We start from the raw sequence: 17,228 nt of genomic DNA, 5'->3' as shown, positions 1-17,228 counted from the left end.
TCAAATAAGATATTTTAGTATATGTTTAAATGCAAAGAAATGTAAACGGGGTGTTTTGTGAAAATACTTTTATTTTCACATATAGTAAAGTCCAAAACATGTTCAATTCATTTCTTTCATACTATAAGTACATGCTTAGTTTCGGAGGGGGGTTATATGTTTTTTCTGAAGAAGGGCTTGGTCATCATAATAGGTAGTATCTGTATATCCTTAGGCATTAATCTATTCTTAACACCCTATCAAATACTAGATGGAGGCGTTGTAGGAGTAGCGCTCATTTTGTACTATTTGTATAAATTGAAAATCGGGCTAATGATTATTATTTTAAGCATTCCGATATTCATCATTGCTTGGTTTAAATACAGAACCTATTTTTACAATAGTGTGCATGGGTTAATTGGCTCGTCTTTTATCATTGACCTGTTGAAGCCTTTAAGAAATTTGGTTCAAATCGATGCCATTTATAGCGCGATATTAGGAGGGATTTTAGTTGGCTTTGGCATTGGTTTAATGCTTCGATTTCAGACAAGCACTGGTGGGACAGATCTTGTTGCACAGTTTTTATGTGATAAAACAGGCATAAATGTAGGGGTTCTTATTTTTTTTATTGATTCAATTGTTATTGTTTTAGGTGGGCTGCTTTTGTCTTCAAATACATTAATCCTTTCGATTATTACCGTATTAGTAGTCGGTATTACTACAAGTATGATAACCAGTCATGCAAAATAAAAAATAGCTTCAGCATAAACTGAAACTATTTGTAGGGGAGCATTATTGTCAGTTATTCATTATCCGTTTCTTTGGATAGGCGGGCTTCACTTCAGCAATTAAAATAGCTAGTAAAATTAACACTGCTCCTATAACCATTCGGCTTGTTAGTACTTCATGTAAAAATATGACCGATAACACCATTCCGAAAAAGGATTCTGTTGACAGGATAATGGCTGCCTTTGTAGCAGACGTATATTGATTTGCCACGTTTTGAAAAAGGTAAGCAATAGTAGTTGAAAAAATACCTAAATAAATGAGTGAATAAATAGCTTCTTTTTCAAGAGAAGCGGGAATATCACCTTGACTGACAACGACCAAAATACCGATAGCGGAGGCCGTAATAAATTGAATAATTGTTAGCGCTATTGCATCTTCTTTTTGAACAAAAAGGTTTGTACAAAAGATATCAAAAGCAAAGGCCACAGCACAAGCTAAAGAAAGAGCATCGCCTATATTCATCGTTAAGGAACCTTGTAATGATAAACAGCCGATTCCGACAATAGCTATGATGGAGCCGATGATTTCGTATCCATCAATACGGCGTTTATAAACGGCATAGGCAATGAGCGGAACGACAATCACATTGACAGCGGTTAAAAATGCATTTTTAGAAGGAGTTGTATATTGTAAACCAACCGTTTGGAGTGCGAAGGCAATATACAATATCGTTCCTAGTAAAACACCTTTCCAAACAACTGATTTTGTTGCTTTTTTTAATTTATATCCAAATATTACAGTTAGTATAATCGAAGCTAATAAAAACCTACCTGCCATTACTTGATAAGCAGTTAAATATTCTAGTGCAATGGCCGTTATAACAAATCCACTGCCCCAAACGATAGCGGTTGTCAGTAGCATGCCATCAGCTATGTATTGTTTCATCTTTCTTCCTCCTTACTCCAATAAGAATAGCATGAGAAGAAAGAAAATAATTTGACTTTGATTCTAAAATTCCAGGCGTTTTTTTGTACTTATTCCAAAGCTCTATTTAATCTGCTATTTTGCTATGTAATAAGTACAATTTAACGGCTGCAGATAAGCGTTCATAAAATACATAATCATTATCCAACGGTGCTACTGATTGGCGTATTTTTGTCATGCGATATCGTATAGTATTTGGATGGCAAAAGTGTGCTACTGCTACTTCTTTAATATTACCCTTTTTTAAGATATAAGTGATTGCAGTGTTGATTAAATCTACATCTGCTTTTTCATCTAGTAATGGCCCTAGATAGTCATTTACATAGTTCATAACGAAATGTGGGTCTTTCCGATGTAATTCAATAAGTAAAATATCTGATCCAAGATGATTGTAGTGACAAGTAGGGGTCATATCCATTTCAGCCATTATGCGGGCGAAGAAAGCTTCTCGCACAGCAAGGTGAAGCTCAGTTTGTGTGACATGTACTTGACTATAACCAACAATCAGCTCGTCTGTTGATAAATCATACATTGTGAGCCATTCATTAAGAAATTTCTCGAATTGAAAATGTTGTGATTGATTTGTCACCAAAATGAAGATGCTATTTTTATATTTACAAATTACGCCTGATTTTAATAGTAGCTCTAATTGTAAAAATGGTTGCATCCATTCGGCATTTGTTAATGACTTCATCTGAAGATTTGCTACGAACATATATTTTTCAAACGGCTTGTTCAATTGTTGTAAAAAAGATGTAATTTGTTCATCAGTAACTTCTTCATTAATAAGGCGTTTCATAATTGTTTCTAAAAAGAAAGCATAGTCTTGTGTTTTTGCGTATGCCATTGTTTCTAAAATGATTTTTTCGAAAAATTCGTCTCCACCGAATCGCAATATCGGGAAATGATGTGCGTTTGCTAAAGCGAGTACCTCATCTGGTAAATCATTATAAATAACGGGCTTATAAGCTAATGCACTAGCTTCTAACTGAATAAGGCTTTTCACAGCATTTAATAAATAATCGGGTTGTTGTTTTGCAAATAATAAACTGCTGAGTATTACACTATTTGGTGTAAATATCGTTTCTCGAACAGTTTCAATATCAGGTGAAAATTCAAAATCTAGAATTTCAACATTTTGGACAGGTTTATGTAAACCGTTGCTACCTGCAACTACTGTAAAATCCTTTGTAATAGGTAATTGCAAAAAGTTTTTTACGTTCATTAGGGAATCTAGCAACCTTTCCAGTAATTTATTATTAAGTATCGTACCATCATTTTAGGATAAATGAATATAGTTGTTGGCTTTTATTTGCAATGAATAAAAATAACCGCCCACGAATGGACGGCTACATATTTTTTAAATGTTAGCAAAAAGGTTAGGCTTTCGATTTTTTAATGGATTTGTTTGCTCAATTGCATAGCCTACGTTTAGGATACGACCTTCGTTAAATGCTGGTCCAATAATTTGTAAGCCGATTGGCAAATTCCCTTTAAATCCACATGGAACAGAAAGTGCTGGTAATCCAGTTAAGTTACTTGGCCCAGTGAAGCGAATAATATTGTCGATTAAGTCGACCTTTTCGCCGTTTAGCTCTGCAAAGTCATCGCCAATTGTATTCGCAACAATTGGTAATGTCGGTGAAATTAAGACATCCACTTGATTGAATATTTGCGTAAACTCTTGTTTAATTTGTCTACGTACTTGTTGAGCTTGTAAATAATCAACAGCTGAAGGTAATTCACCTAGCTCAAATAACAGACGAATATCATCACCGAAATCTTGTGGTCTCTTTTGTAAATCTGAGTGATGGATAGCAGACGCCTCAGATAGGGAAGTAACGAGCTCTGCCCATTCTGCATATTGCAAGGATGGGATTTTGACAACTTCCACCTTTGCTCCTTGGTCTACTAGATTTTGAATACTTGCGCGAACCGCACGTTCAACGTCTGAGTCAACGCGGTTAAAGAAATAATCCTCATTAACACCAATGACTAAATCTTTCACATTGCCAGAAAGCTGATTTAAATAATTATCTACAGGTACATCTACACATGTAGGGTCTCGATGATCGAAGCCTGAAATAATCTCGAGCATAGCTGCGGCGTCTTTTACCGTTTTTGTCATAGGTCCAATATGATCTAAACTCCAAGCAAGCGGGTAACAACCAAATTTACTTACACGACCATGAGTAGGTTTTAAGCCAACGATACCACACGCTGAAGAAGGGATGCGGATAGAACCTGCTGTATCTGTTCCCAATGAGGCTACACTTGCACCTGCCGCTACTGCTGCTCCTGAACCACCACTTGAGCCGCCAGGAATTTTATCAAGATCCCATGGGTTACGTACAGGTCCATAATGAGGATTATTATTTGTAATGCCCCATGCGTATTCGTGCATACTTAATTTCCCTGTGAAAATAACACCTGCATCCCGAAGCTTTTCAACAACGGTCGCATCATAATTTGAGACGAAATCTTTATGAATTTTTGAAGACATCGTCGTTATTTTATCTTTAAAGTATAAATTATCTTTTAGTGCCATCGGAATTCCATGGTACATTCCTCGGTAATTTCCATTTATAATTTCTTGCTCTGCCAATTTGGCATTCTCTATAGCCTCTTCGTGGTAAAAGGCCATGTAAGAATTAATTTTTGGCTGGCTTTCTTCAGCAAAATTTAAAATTTCTTTCGTCAATTCGACAGGAGAAAGTGTTTTGTTTTCGATTAATGGCGCCAGTTCTTCTACAGATTTTAAATGTAAATCAGTTTTCAATATGGTCACCTCCAGGTATATTGCGAATAGCAATATCTGCATCATCAATTGCAATGCCTTCTAAATTGCTACGAAGTGATTGCATACTTTCCCACCGCGTTTTTAGTAGTTCAAGGTGTTCAGATTTTGCTGTAATTCCTTTGTTCTCCAATAGTTGTTGAATAGACAAGCTCATTAACATGATCCTCCCTTGAAAAATAATTTATCTCAATAGGTTGTCCTATAAAGACCTAAAAAAAATCTACTAGCAAACTATAATTTTCAGAAAAGAAAGAAAAATACCTCTACTATAATCATAATTTAACAAAAATATTTGTCAAGGTGCCAGTCACTCAAACAATTCTGAATTTTGACAGTGCGAAAGTGCCAGTCACTCAAACAATTTGCCTGTCCATTTTTACGATGTTGAAAATCAACTTTGTTCTTTTTACAACTACTTCACAGCACATTTACAATGAAAGCTTACAATAGAACTAATAACCAATTTAAGAGGTGTGAAATGGAGTCTGCTGTGAGACAAAACGTAAAAACAAACAGTTTCTTTTTATATTTAAATCATTTATATGAACAGCATCAAAACAATACTTTATATATAAAACGTTTCAAGACATTGAAAAAAATTATTGAGACTAAAGATTTACATACTTTTTTTCAACCAATTATGAACTTACAAACGAAAGAAACAATGGGATTTGAGGCGCTGAATCGACCGACGCCTTCCGACTTATTTAGTAGTGTCGACCAATTTTATGAATTTGTAGGGCAAACAGACTGCGTATTTTTATTTGAATGCTTTTGTCGAAACCTTTCATTGCAACGTTTTAAAGAGCGTCTTCATGGAGAAATGCTGAATAAAGATTTTATGCTCTTTCTCAATATCCATCCGAACGTATTACTAGATAAGAAATATAATAGTGGTGAGACATTACAATTGTTAAAAGAGCTAGGCATTAAGCCGCAGCAAGTAGTGTTTGAATTAACAGAGCGCAGTGCTGTGTTAGATTTCGTGGAGTTTGAACGAGTATTATCACATTATCGTTCACAGGGCTATCGTATTGCGGTGGATGATATGGGATCTGGCTACAATAGCTTAAAAACACTTATTTATTTAAAGCCCGAATTTATTAAGTTGGATCGCTCATTAATTCAATTTATCGATAAAAACAGTGAGCAGCAGCAGCTTGTTACATTACTTATGACGTACGCTGAGCAAGCAGAAACGAAAATTATTGCAGAAGGTATTGAACGGCAAGAGGAGCTCGATTATTTACAAGACATTGGCATCCATTATGCACAGGGATATGCAATAGGGAAGCCATCAAAAGACATACATTTTGGGGAAATAAGGGTGGATGACTATGCAGATAGGGGAAGTCATAGAAAACGTTCTTAGTATTGATGAATTTGTAAAAAACAAAGAAGTAGATTTACTTTTTACGAGCAATCCATCATTGCGCAGTGTTGTTGTTGTAAGAGATAGCAAACCAATTGGACATATTACACGCACACATTTCTATCAAAAAATTGGTACACGTTATGGTTATAACTTATTTATGGGGCGGCAAAATCAACTTATTATGAAAGAAAATCCTCTAATTGTAGATTATAGTACACCTATTATTGAAGTGAGTACGGATGCGATGGACCGACGAGCAGAGGACCTATATGATGATGTTATTGTTATTAAAAAAGGTTTATATTTGGGTGTAGTTAGTATTAGAGAACTGCTGTTAAAGCTTGTAGAGACACAAGTAGCGATTGCAAGCTTTTTAAATCCTCTGACAAGCTTACCTGGCAATAAGTTAATTGAAGAAAAACTAGAAAAGGCACTACAGCTTGAAAAATATAGTCTGATTTATTTTGATTTAGATCATTTTAAAACTTATAATGACACCTATGGTTTTAATAGAGGAGATAAGATTTTGCTTTATTTAACAGATATCCTTAATAGAAACATTACAGGAATAGAAGATTTTTTAGGGCATATAGGTGGCGATGATTTTGTTGCTATTCTCCCGCATTATGAAGTAGCAAGCATTTGCCAAACAATTATTGAAGAGTTTGATGCCCAAATAATTGATTTTTATGAGCTTGAAGATTTGGTGCAATTACAAGTCCCAAATAGAGTTGGGAAATTAGAGCGTTTTACATGTACATCATTGTCCATTGCTGTTATTACAAATGAGTATCAGCAATTTACTTCAGTTAATCAATTGTCAGATGCAGTAACACGTTTAAAAAAAGAATGTAAAAAAATATATGGAAGCTGTTATTTAATTAATGACAAAAAAACCTACCTCGTTCACTAACGAAGTAGGTTTTTATTATGCGGTACTATTTTAATAGAAATCTTAATAAGCGCTCCAACCAGCATCAGCAGCTAAGGCTACGCCATTAATAAGAGCAGAATCTTCAGAAGCTAAAAATAGAGCAATATTTGCAATGTCTGAAACCTGACCTGCTTTTGGCATAAGTTGAACGCCACGCACAGATTGTTGCATACCGAATGGGTCTACATTAGTCATCGCTGCTGCAAAACCTGTTTCTACATGTGCTGGTGCAATCGCGTTGCAACGGATGTTTTGCGATCCGTAGTGAGAAGCAATATTTTTCGTCATACCAACAACTGCATGTTTAGCAGTTGTATATGCTAGTCCACCGCGACCACCCGTTAATCCAGCGATAGAAGCCATATTAACAATCGTTCCTCCGCCATTTTCAATAAAGGTTGGTAATACATGTCGAATTGCACGCATTACGCCGCTCACATTAATATCCATGACACGTTGCCATACAGCATCTTCAACATTTGCTGCTGCCTGCATATTGTCACCAACTCCAGCGTTATTGACTAAAATATCTATACGACCAAAATGAGCTACCGTATTAGCAATCATTTTTTGGATATCCTCTTCTATAGCGACATTTACTTTGACACCAAATGCCTCAAAACCAGCATGATTAAATTCAGCAACGGTTGCATTTAATGCGTCCTCATTGAAGTCAGCGATGACAACCTTTGCACCTTCTTGTGCATATTTACGTGCTATTTCTTTACCGATTCCTGCTCCACTACCTGTAATAATCGCCACTTTATCTTGTAATTTTCCCATAAACATTCTCCTCCTTGAAATCAGTTTACTTATAAACTAATTTGATTGTATTCCTTTTCAGCCGTTTAATCAAAATAAATAAACCGCTTACATTTATAAAATTATTAATCTTAATAAAACATACTTGAATAATAGGGATTATAGGTATATAATTCGGTTTACATTATTATAAAACATCTTAGGAGGCCTTCTATTGTCAACTTTACAAGTTATTCTTAACGTAGCGCTGTTACTTGTGTGCGTTGGGATTTTAGTTATTATGAACAAAAAACACGTGAAATTTTCAAATCGTGTTTTTGCTGGTCTAGGTTTAGGTATTGCACTTGGTCTAGGACTTCAATTATTTTATGGTATTGATTCGGAAGTTTTAGCCGAAACAACGCCATGGTACAACATCATTGGTACTGGTTATGTAAAACTACTACAAATGGTGGCAATGCCATTAGTGTTTATTTCTATTTTGATTGCCTTTACGAAAATGACAATTGGCAAAAATTTTGGGAAAATGGCTGCATTAATTTTAGCAATTTTAATCGGTACTACAGCTGTATCTGCAGCAGTCGGGATTCTTTCAGCAACAATATTTGATTTAGATGCTACTCAAATTATGCAAGGTGATGCTGAAACAGAGCGCGGAGCATACCTAGAAGAAAAAACAACGGGAATGGCTGCACCAGATTTACCAACACAAATTATTGAATTATTCCCAGCGAATCCATTCCTTGATTTAACGGGTGCTCGTTCTACATCTACAATTGCAGTTGTAATATTCGCAGCATTTTTAGGTTTTGCCTATTTACGTGTTGCTCGAAAAGATGGAGACATGGCAGCTACCATTAAAAAAGGTATAGATGCTATACACGCGTTAATAATGGGTGTTGTAACAATTGTTTTACGTTTAACACCTTATGGTATTTTAGCAATTATGGCACGTACAGTGGCAACATCTGATTTTGGGGCAATTTACAACTTAGGTAAATTTGTTATTGCTTCTTATGTTGCATTAATTATTATGTTCCTTGTTCATTTACTAATTCTTTCATTAAGTGGTTTAAATCCATTTACGTATTTAAAAAAATCGCTTGAAACATTATTATTTGCCTTCACTTCACGTTCAAGTGCGGGAACTTTACCGATGAATATTAAAACGCAAACAGGTAGACTTGGTGTACCAGAAGGTATTGCGAACTTCGCAGGCTCATTCGGTTTATCAATTGGTCAAAATGGCTGTGCGGGTGTCTATCCAGCAATGTTAGCAATAATGATTGCACCAACTGTTGGCATTAATCCATTAGATCCTGTTTTCATCATAACTGTTATTGCAGTAGTAGCGATTAGCTCGTTCGGTGTAGCAGGTGTTGGTGGTGGTGCGACATTTGCAGCGATTCTTGTGCTATCAGCGCTTCACTTACCGGTTGCACTTGCAGGTATTTTAATTTCAGTTGAGCCATTAATCGATATGGGTCGTACTGCACTAAATGTAAGTGGTTCAATGACGGCAGGTGTTACAACTGCTCGAGTAACGAAAGAATTAGATACAGAAGTGTATAATAATAAAGCAGTTAGTGCACAAGTTGCAGATTTATAGTTTTTTATAAGTGGAAAAAGTATGCTAAGTTGATTCTTAGCATACTTTTTTTTCGTAGAATTGAATTGCAAGGAAAGTAGGGAAGGGCTTAAGCGATTTCTTTAATGCAAACCCTCTAAAGATTGAGGTGGCTTTTTAAAGCGTAAAAATCTACTGCGCTTTCGCGGGTATGACGTAAGCGGTAACTGTCGCTGTTTTGTTTTGCGGTCTGATTCGTTTTACGATATGTAGATCCAACAGGAGTCTCCGTGGGCTTTTACTTTGAATTGTATAAAATTGTGTGAGTGCCTGGCACTATGCTCATGTCACCCGATAGAAGTGAATTAACAGCTAGGAAAGAAAAGAGAGTACGGGAACGTTTTTACGTTTTCGTACTCTCTATTTTTTCAAAATACCTTAATAAGTATTTTTTATATTTTCGGTGCTCTTAGCTGTATCATTGATGTATTTTGCAATGCTATGGTTGTCAGCTGTGATGTTTTCAATCGATGCATTCATTTGTTGTAATGTTGCAGTTGCTTCCTCGATAATCGCAGCAAAATCATTTGTCGACGTATCAACATTTTGACTGTTAACAGCTACCTCATTTGATAAATGCTCAAATTCATTAAATTTAGTTTTTAATGAATGTAAAATTTCGCTTAATTGAATAAAGTTTGTGTTTACTAGCTTTGTAGACTCTACACTTTGATGTAATGTATCACTACTCTTGTTCATGTTTATTTGTGCTAATTTATTCGTTGTATTGACATCAGTTAAATTCTCTGTGATTTTGACAGTAATATTATTCGTTAAATCTGCTAAATTTCTTATTTCTTGGGCTACAACAGAGAATCCTTTTCCAGCATCCCCAGCACGAGCTGCCTCGATAGAAGCATTCAAGGCTAATAAATTTGTTTGTTCAGTTATTTGTTGAATATCATTGGCAAACTGATTTGTTTCTTCTATTTTCCCAGTTAAAGTTTTGAAGTTATCACTTAAGTTCGAAATAACATTTTGAAGACTATTCATTTCAGTTGTAAGATGATGGATTTTATTTTGGCCTTCATCTGCTAGGTTGCTTGATTGAACAGAGTCATCTATTAAACGGACTGTTATTTCATTCATTGAATGGATTGCCGTTAAGTTATTTTGTGCACTGTCTGCTATTTTAGAAATTTGTTCACTTTGTATCATACTACCTGTTGAAACTTCATTCATAGCTATTTGAATTTCTTCTTGCGATCTTAAATTTAACTGAACTTTATCGTTAATTTTACTAATACTTTCAGCAATAACGCCAATTTCATGTTCCAAATGAATTTTATGCTCTTCTTTTGTTTTAGCATCTGCTTCAGCAATTTCACTGTACTCTTGTAGTTTTTTAAATTGGTTTTGATTCATACGAATTAATATTGTTAACAGGAAACCAGTGAAGAGATAAATGATAACAAATGAGCTTATATTTCCAGAATAATACTCAAAGGAAGGAGAAGGGAAAAGATAAACTAAAATAAGTGTTACTAACCCTAAACTATATCCAATACTAAAGATTTTGTTATTAAATTGAACAGCAGAAAATACTGCAAAGAAAAATATAGAAAGAGCAGTGGATAGGTCCCCACCATAAATCATTACTAAACATATGTTAAAGATATTCATAATGATAACTATTAAATATGGGAAAACAATTTCTTTCTTATAACGGTTACTAACTATGTATATCAATGGGTAAAAAATGATTTGCGCGCTATAAAAAACAATAATCCAAAAATCAGGTTTTAAAGATATTGAGCCTACTAACCCTAGAATCGTAGAAGCTAAATAAGTGAAAAGCATTAGTTTATTTTTATTTTTCAAGTCCATTAACTTTAATTGCTCAATCATGTTGCACTAAAGACCTCCTATAATTTTATTATTTTGAAATAGTTATTAATCACTAATAAAGGAAATGATTTCCCGTTAAACTAATGATTAAGATTGATTATATTAATTTTAGTAGGAAGTAGTAAAGACTTATTTTTGAATTTTTCTGATGTTAGTTACAACTACCTAGTTAAAAATTGAAAAATAGGGCGGGAAATAAAACCTAAAAAATTCAAGAAAAGGTTTTGTCAAGTGTTTTTTAGTTAAAAAATAAATATTCTGTGAAATTAATTAATTTAATATTAAACAGTTTAATGTTAAAATAAATTGCAGGTCACAAAAGTTTCACAATTTTTGGAGGTGTTTATGTGGGGAGAAAGCAAGATAAAGTCTAGTGTAGCAAGGTTTTAGAGGTTAAATGATCAACTGCGAAATTGCTTGCAGAAATGTCAAAAGTAAGCTACCGCAGATCTAAATAAAAAGAGTGTAGGAGCATTTTGAGATAGTCAGTGTGCAAGGATTCCACGTCATTTAATCAATTCAAAGGAAGCCGTAAATTCTTTTTATAAAGTAGATCTTACTTAAATGTTGTGCATATAGCTTAGGCTAATGGTACAAGTTAAGTAATGTAAATATACAACAAATTATCTATCGTATCATTGCATAAACGCCAAATTACATCTGAAACGCGAAATTTGTAGTTTTATGTAAAATAAAGTCTTTTAAATAAAAGGAGAAATAGGGAAATGAGTGCTAATAAAAAAAAGTTTCACTTTGCATGGCTAGTTTTAATAGGTTTATGTATTACAGTTGGTTTAGCTAAGTCTGGACTAAACAGTTCAGCAGGACTATTCTTACCATCAGTATCGGAAGACATTGGTGTAGGTCTAGGGAATTTAACGTTATATCTAAGTATTTCATCAATCGTGACGATGATCTTCTTACCAATTGGCGGGAAGTTAATGGCCAAGTATGATACGCGTATTTTACTTGTTGTTGCGATTATTTTACAAGCAGGTTCTTTCGCTCTATTCGGTATGATGAGCTCTGTGTGGGGCTGGTATATCCTTGCGATTCCTCTAGCTGTTGGTGGTGTATTAATCACAGTTTTAGCAGGTCCAGTATTAATCAATCAATGGTTTAAACAACGCAGTGGATTAGCTTTAGGTATTATTACTGCGTCAGGTGGTTTAATTGGAGCTTTCTCATCTCCGATAATTGGTAACTTAATTGCTAATCAAGGGTGGAGAAGTGCTTATATTATGGTAGGTGTTGCAGCTATCGTAATTATTGTTCCGACAATTATTTTCTTTTTAAGAAAATCACCTCAAGAAAAAGGTTTGTTACCTTATGGTGCTGATGACAATAACAATAGTGAGAAAAAAGTAGAAAAAGATACTAGCAATTCTGGTATTTCATTCGTAGATGCTAAAAAATCATTAGCATTTGCATTATTACTATTGTTCTTCTTTATTATTACGTCTGTTGCGAGTTTTTCAATTCACATTCCAACATACCTTGTGAATCAAGGATTTAGTGTGAAATTTGCTGGTAATGTTATGTCTGCTTTAATGGTCGGCGTACTTTTAGGTTCTATTCTCTTTGGTTATTTAATTGATAAAATTGGTGCTAAAAGCACGACAATTATTGCTATGTTAATTGGGTTAGTTTCTATGTTGTTATTAATATTCTTTGTACAAAGTACAATTGCAATTGTGGCAGCTGTTGGCCTATTTGGTTTCGTATCAGCTTGTATCGGAACATTAGCTCCTGCTATTACTTCTGCATTATTTGGTAATAAAGATTACAGTCAAATCTATTCTACAGTTTCTATCGGCTTGGCAGTAGCAGGTATTATCGCACTACCAGCGTATGGCTATATTTTTGACTTTACAGGAAGCTACACACCTGTGTTATACATCATTGTAATTATGATAATTATTAATATTATTGCTGTATTAGTTGCTTTCGGTAATAAAGAAAAAATGGTGAAAGCTGGATTGTGGAAATAAGTCATATCATCATTAAATGAATAAATGCTTCTAAAACTACACCTCACTTGTTGGACAAGGGGAGGTGTAGTTTTTGCTTTTGAAAGACTAGTTTTTAAGAAAAATTGTTTCATAGGTCGCTTTAAAATTTACTGCTCTTTCCGCGGGTTTTTATTTGGAAAATTCAAAATTGTTTGAGTGCCTGGCACTTAAAAGGCACTTAAACGATTTTTACGTAAAAATCTTTACCATTGATAATGTCCGTCAATTCAATATCGTAATGAGCTTTATAGTAGTCATAAATATTGCGTGCTAAACCGGAGTGTCCATTTAAATAAGTTCCCTTTTTAATCTCTTTTCGTGGATTATGGAAATCAAAATATAAGCGTGAATCGTGGCACATTGCATTTAAAATGGCGTTGAATTCTTGTTCATCAATATGAATCCCTCGCGTATACTGGCACTCACGACGATACGTATCGTGTGAAATATTCACAGGAGAAGGCTCTAGAATCATTTCGATTTTTCTATTCAAATGTCAACAGCTCCTTTCAAAATAATAACAAGTACTATTCCTTCTATTATAAAATTGTCAGAAAATTATATCAATATTTATCTTTATTAAAGATTTTTGTCTATCTAACTTGTAGGGGGAGATATTCGATTATCTACCAATCCTGTTGTTGCTGTTGTATTTCCTCTGCGATTACCTGAAGATCGTAGGAGTTGATTGTTAGAATAGTATAGTCATTATTTTCCATATATTTTTCGGCTAAACGCTTCATATACTTCGGGGAGCCCTCATTTTCTTCATCATAAACTAGTAGCAAGCCGTCTGTGTTTTGAATAATAAATTTATCTTTTTCAGTAAACTGCCAAGGAGCTTCATACGGCTTTTTTGTCACACTTGTTACAAAGTCTGCCTGAGCAACTAGTGACTGATATTTTTCTTGTTTTATTTCTTGCCAGTTCTTTTCTTGTTCTAAAAATGGGGTGATGATTGCGTATTTTAAATTAGGAAATTCCTCTTTTAACGTTAAGACAACCTCTGCACTCCATGTTTCCACACCTTGTTGACCACTAATAATGACCCATTCCAAACCTTCATCCAATAAGGCTCTTAAGCGGCTTTCTAAAGCTTTTTTAATAATGGGGATACCAGGATGCTTGTCATTAAAAATACCAAGTTCGTGTGGTTTATAGCCTGTAATTATAATTCGCTGTAACACTAAAACGCCCCCTAAGCTGTTTTTATGTATCAACAGTATACAGCAGGGGATGACTGAAAACGAATGGAATGAGCTAATGCAACGCAATAGATTATTACGAATGGTATCAGGATACATATACAACAATCTGCGAAAAGGATTTGCATAATGGAACAGTAATGTCAGTTCGGGTGGTGAATGACAACGTCTTTGTTTTTGCAATTCTATTAAAGGTATTGTAGAAGTGGTCATGTTTATTGCATTTAACCGTTGCGCTTATAGCGAACTAGGCTTGCAGAAATCTCTGAAATTGCTCAATGTAAAACCCCGATTAGTCATCCTAATCGGGGTTTTTATATGGCTATTTTATTTTTTGCATTGCTCTGGTGGCTGACCCATTTTCACATAGCGCCATAGATTATTGGCAATATCGCGCGCTTCAGCGGCATGTTCGGTTCCGACAAAAGCTTTTCTGAAAGGAGTAAGAAGAGATTCAATAATAAAGAGTTTTGGCTTCTGCTTTTGAAGTTCTTCTAGAAGGAATGTTGCAAATTCAAACCCTTCCATCGTTTCTTCCTCTGTTAGCCCCTTTGTAAAGCCTAGCAATTGCTCAATCACGACATCTTTACTTATTTGTTGATAATTTATTACGTTTTGTATAGCGTTAAACATTTCAGCGGTAATAAGGACTTCTTTCGATTCAAGCATGGCAGGTATAATTAGGCTTATATTGCGTAATGCTACGCGTACAATTGCCTCGCGGTTTATATATTTATAGTCAGCTATTAATACTGCGCGTAAGGAAAGGTTAACCATCCCAAGCGTTTGTACAGCACATTCATAGCTCATCGGTCTAATTTCTTCACCAAAAACCTGTACAAGTCGATTTGCAAGCCATTCCAATTCTTGTAGGTGATAATTCAAAAGGATTTTCTTAAGTTCACTGTCACGTGAATGGAAAATTGATTCAAAAATTTGTACTAAGTTATGCTCACGGTTAACATGCATCAATACAGCAACTTGCTGTGTTAATATTTCTAAATCAGTAGGGTCTTTTCCATAAAGAAGTTCATGTCGACGGTTACTAGCCTCTTCACGTCCCTCATCTAAAATGGCAATTAAGCAGTCATTTTTGGAAACGAAATGATTGTAAAAAGTCCCCTTTGAAACTTTGGCTGCACTAATAATATCGTTAATGGATGTATCTAAAAATCCTTTTTCTATAAAAAGTTCCCGAGCTGAAGTGATAATTTGTCGTTTTTTTTTGTTCATGACCTCACCTTTTTAAATTATTATACTCGTATTCTACAATGTAAACGCTTATATATCAACGTTTTAAAATTTTTTAATCTTAATTCTTGAAAAAAGTAGACTGCGAGTATAAAATAAGTTTTATCGCAAAACAACAAGAAAGAATAGAGGGATATAAATGAATAATGACTTAACAATGAAAAAGCCCCCTTATGGCATGATTGCTATTTTGTTCGTGGGTGCTTTTGTTGCTTTTCTTAACAATACATTGTTAAATGTTGCGTTGCCAACAATCATGAAAGATTTTGATATTACGTATGCAAAGGTACAATGGCTTGCAACTGGTTATATGCTTGTAAGTGGTATTTTAGTACCTGCTTCAGCATTCTTTGTGACACGCTTTAAAAATAGACATTTATTTATTACTGCCATGTCTATTTTTACAATAGGTACAATTATGGCTGGCTTTGCTCCAAGCTTTGGTATGTTACTTGCAGGACGTATGGTGCAAGCGGCAGGGGCTGCTAGTATGTCACCATTATTAATGAACGTAATGCTGACTAGCTTCCCGAAAGAAAAACGTGGAGCAGCAATGGGTATTTTCGGTTTAGTTATGATTGCTGCACCGGCGATTGGCCCGACATTATCGGGTTATATCGTAGAACATCATGACTGGCGTATGCTGTTCCAAATGATTATACCATTTGCGATTATTAGTCTGCTATTTGGTATTTGGAAATTAGATAACGTTATGGAAACACGTAAAGTGCACTTAGATGTTCCTTCTGTATTATTATCAACAGTAGCATTTGGTGGTATTTTATACGGTTTCAGTACTGCAGGTGACAAAGGATGGTCTAGTCCTTGGGTTTACGGTACGATTTCAATCGGTTTTATTTCCTTACTTATCTTCATCTTTAAACAATTACGTATGGATCAACCTTTACTAGAGTTACGTATTTACAAATATCCGATGTTTGCATTAGGTTCTGCTATCTCAGTAATCATTTCAATGGCGATGTTCTCTGGGATGATTTTAACACCTGCGTATGTGCAATCAATTCGCGGTATTGAACCATTTGAAGCTGGTTTAATGATGCTTCCTGGGGCACTTGTAATGGGGATTATGTCACCTATTACTGGTAAACTTTTCGATAAATTCGGACCACGTATTTTGGCAATCATTGGTCTAACGATTACAACAATCGCAACATTTGGATTAACAAAATTAGCACTTGATTCTAGCTATACATTCATCGTATCGATGTATACAATTCGTATGTTCGGTATGTCGATGGTTATGATGCCTATTATGACAAACGGTTTAAATCAATTACCACAAATGATGAATCCACATGGTACAGCGATCAATAATACATTACAACAAGTAGCAGGAGCTATTGGTAGTGCTGTATTAGTTACATTTATGAATAACCGTACTAAATCAACAGCTGCAGACTTAATTGCAGATGCTAAGGCAAAAGCAGCGCAATCAGGTGCTGCACCTACAGCAGAGCAAATGCAACAAATGCAAGATCAAATTATGCAAACAGCTCTACTAGATGGTATTACACATTCATTCTTAATCGCGGCATTCGTTACAGTTCTCGCATTAATACTTGCGTTCTTCTTAAAACGTGTAAAAGTTGAAAGTGCAGCTGCTACAATGGATTTAAAAAAACCAACAAACTAATATCATAAAAAAGAATCCCACCAATAAGCTATTACAGAGCTTGTCGGTGGGATTTTTTCTGTAGACTA

At 34.8% G+C, this 17,228-nt stretch carries 15 protein-coding genes; 6 read left to right on the top strand and 9 right to left on the bottom strand.

The window, feature by feature from the left end:
- Positions 1-156 precede the first annotated feature (156 nt).
- Complete coding sequence (locus NSQ74_RS02185) at positions 157-729, top strand: YitT family protein (protein ID WP_340821300.1); 573 nt, start codon at positions 157-159, stop codon at positions 727-729.
- A gap of 48 nt (positions 730-777) precedes the next feature.
- On the opposite strand, the gene NSQ74_RS02180 is transcribed toward NSQ74_RS02185, so the two are convergent.
- The 4 genes from NSQ74_RS02180 to NSQ74_RS02165 form a co-directional block, all read right to left on the bottom strand.
- Complete coding sequence (locus NSQ74_RS02180) at positions 778-1,653, bottom strand: DMT family transporter (RefSeq protein ID WP_340821299.1); 876 nt, start codon at positions 1,651-1,653, stop codon at positions 778-780.
- A gap of 106 nt (positions 1,654-1,759) precedes the next feature.
- Positions 1,760-2,917, bottom strand: coding sequence for a PucR family transcriptional regulator (locus NSQ74_RS02175; protein ID WP_340821298.1), 1,158 nt, complete (start codon positions 2,915-2,917; stop codon positions 1,760-1,762).
- A 135-nt stretch (positions 2,918-3,052) separates the two neighbouring features.
- Positions 3,053-4,471, bottom strand: a complete 1,419-nt coding sequence (locus NSQ74_RS02170) for an amidase (RefSeq protein ID WP_340821297.1) — start codon at positions 4,469-4,471, stop codon at positions 3,053-3,055.
- Complete coding sequence (locus tag NSQ74_RS02165; RefSeq protein WP_139860532.1) at positions 4,461-4,646, bottom strand: hypothetical protein; 186 nt, start codon at positions 4,644-4,646, stop codon at positions 4,461-4,463. Before NSQ74_RS02165 ends, NSQ74_RS02170 begins: the two co-directional genes overlap by 11 nt.
- A gap of 324 nt (positions 4,647-4,970) precedes the next feature.
- Here NSQ74_RS02165 and NSQ74_RS02160 point away from each other — a divergent pair, with 324 nt between their 5' ends.
- Together NSQ74_RS02160 and NSQ74_RS02155 are read left to right on the top strand one after the other, a co-directional pair.
- The gene (locus NSQ74_RS02160; RefSeq protein ID WP_340821296.1) at positions 4,971-5,864 is read left to right on the top strand and encodes an EAL domain-containing protein; all 894 of its coding nucleotides are present in this window, start codon (positions 4,971-4,973) and stop codon (positions 5,862-5,864) included.
- A complete protein-coding gene (locus NSQ74_RS02155) occupies positions 5,830-6,780 on the top strand; it encodes a GGDEF domain-containing protein (RefSeq protein WP_340821295.1) in 951 nt (316 codons plus the stop codon). Before NSQ74_RS02160 ends, NSQ74_RS02155 begins: the two co-directional genes overlap by 35 nt.
- A gap of 42 nt (positions 6,781-6,822) precedes the next feature.
- Here NSQ74_RS02155 and NSQ74_RS02150 read toward each other — a convergent pair whose 3' ends face one another.
- Complete coding sequence (locus NSQ74_RS02150) at positions 6,823-7,584, bottom strand: glucose 1-dehydrogenase (RefSeq protein ID WP_340821294.1); 762 nt, start codon at positions 7,582-7,584, stop codon at positions 6,823-6,825.
- A gap of 193 nt (positions 7,585-7,777) precedes the next feature.
- Here NSQ74_RS02150 and NSQ74_RS02145 point away from each other — a divergent pair, with 193 nt between their 5' ends.
- Positions 7,778-9,172, top strand: coding sequence for an L-cystine transporter (locus NSQ74_RS02145; RefSeq protein WP_340821293.1), 1,395 nt, complete (start codon positions 7,778-7,780; stop codon positions 9,170-9,172).
- A 396-nt stretch (positions 9,173-9,568) separates the two neighbouring features.
- Here the strand turns inward: NSQ74_RS02145 and NSQ74_RS02140 are convergent, their stop codons facing one another.
- Complete coding sequence (locus NSQ74_RS02140) at positions 9,569-11,038, bottom strand: methyl-accepting chemotaxis protein (protein ID WP_340821292.1); 1,470 nt, start codon at positions 11,036-11,038, stop codon at positions 9,569-9,571.
- Positions 11,039-11,763: 725 nt separating this feature from the next.
- Between NSQ74_RS02140 and NSQ74_RS02135 the strand changes: the two genes are divergently transcribed.
- Entirely contained in the window at positions 11,764-13,029 is a 1,266-nt protein-coding gene (locus NSQ74_RS02135; RefSeq protein WP_340821291.1) for an MFS transporter, read from the top strand.
- Positions 13,030-13,228: 199 nt separating this feature from the next.
- On the opposite strand, the gene NSQ74_RS02130 is transcribed toward NSQ74_RS02135, so the two are convergent.
- The 3 genes from NSQ74_RS02130 to NSQ74_RS02120 form a co-directional block, all read right to left on the bottom strand.
- Entirely contained in the window at positions 13,229-13,543 is a 315-nt protein-coding gene (locus tag NSQ74_RS02130) for a hypothetical protein (protein ID WP_340821290.1), read from the bottom strand.
- Positions 13,544-13,676: 133 nt separating this feature from the next.
- Positions 13,677-14,237 (bottom strand): DUF1273 domain-containing protein, encoded by a 561-nt coding sequence (locus NSQ74_RS02125; RefSeq protein WP_340821289.1) that lies wholly within the window; start codon positions 14,235-14,237, stop codon positions 13,677-13,679.
- A 345-nt stretch (positions 14,238-14,582) separates the two neighbouring features.
- Positions 14,583-15,488, bottom strand: a complete 906-nt coding sequence (locus tag NSQ74_RS02120) for a TetR/AcrR family transcriptional regulator (protein WP_340821288.1) — start codon at positions 15,486-15,488, stop codon at positions 14,583-14,585.
- Positions 15,489-15,645: 157 nt separating this feature from the next.
- Between NSQ74_RS02120 and NSQ74_RS02115 the strand changes: the two genes are divergently transcribed.
- Positions 15,646-17,160, top strand: coding sequence for an MDR family MFS transporter (locus NSQ74_RS02115; RefSeq protein WP_340821287.1), 1,515 nt, complete (start codon positions 15,646-15,648; stop codon positions 17,158-17,160).
- Positions 17,161-17,228 lie beyond the last annotated feature (68 nt).

The sequence above is a fragment of the Lysinibacillus sp. FSL W8-0992 genome (assembly GCF_038008685.1).
Taxonomy (GTDB): domain Bacteria; phylum Bacillota; class Bacilli; order Bacillales_A; family Planococcaceae; genus Lysinibacillus.
This window is presented reverse-complemented; position numbering and strand designations above follow the sequence as displayed.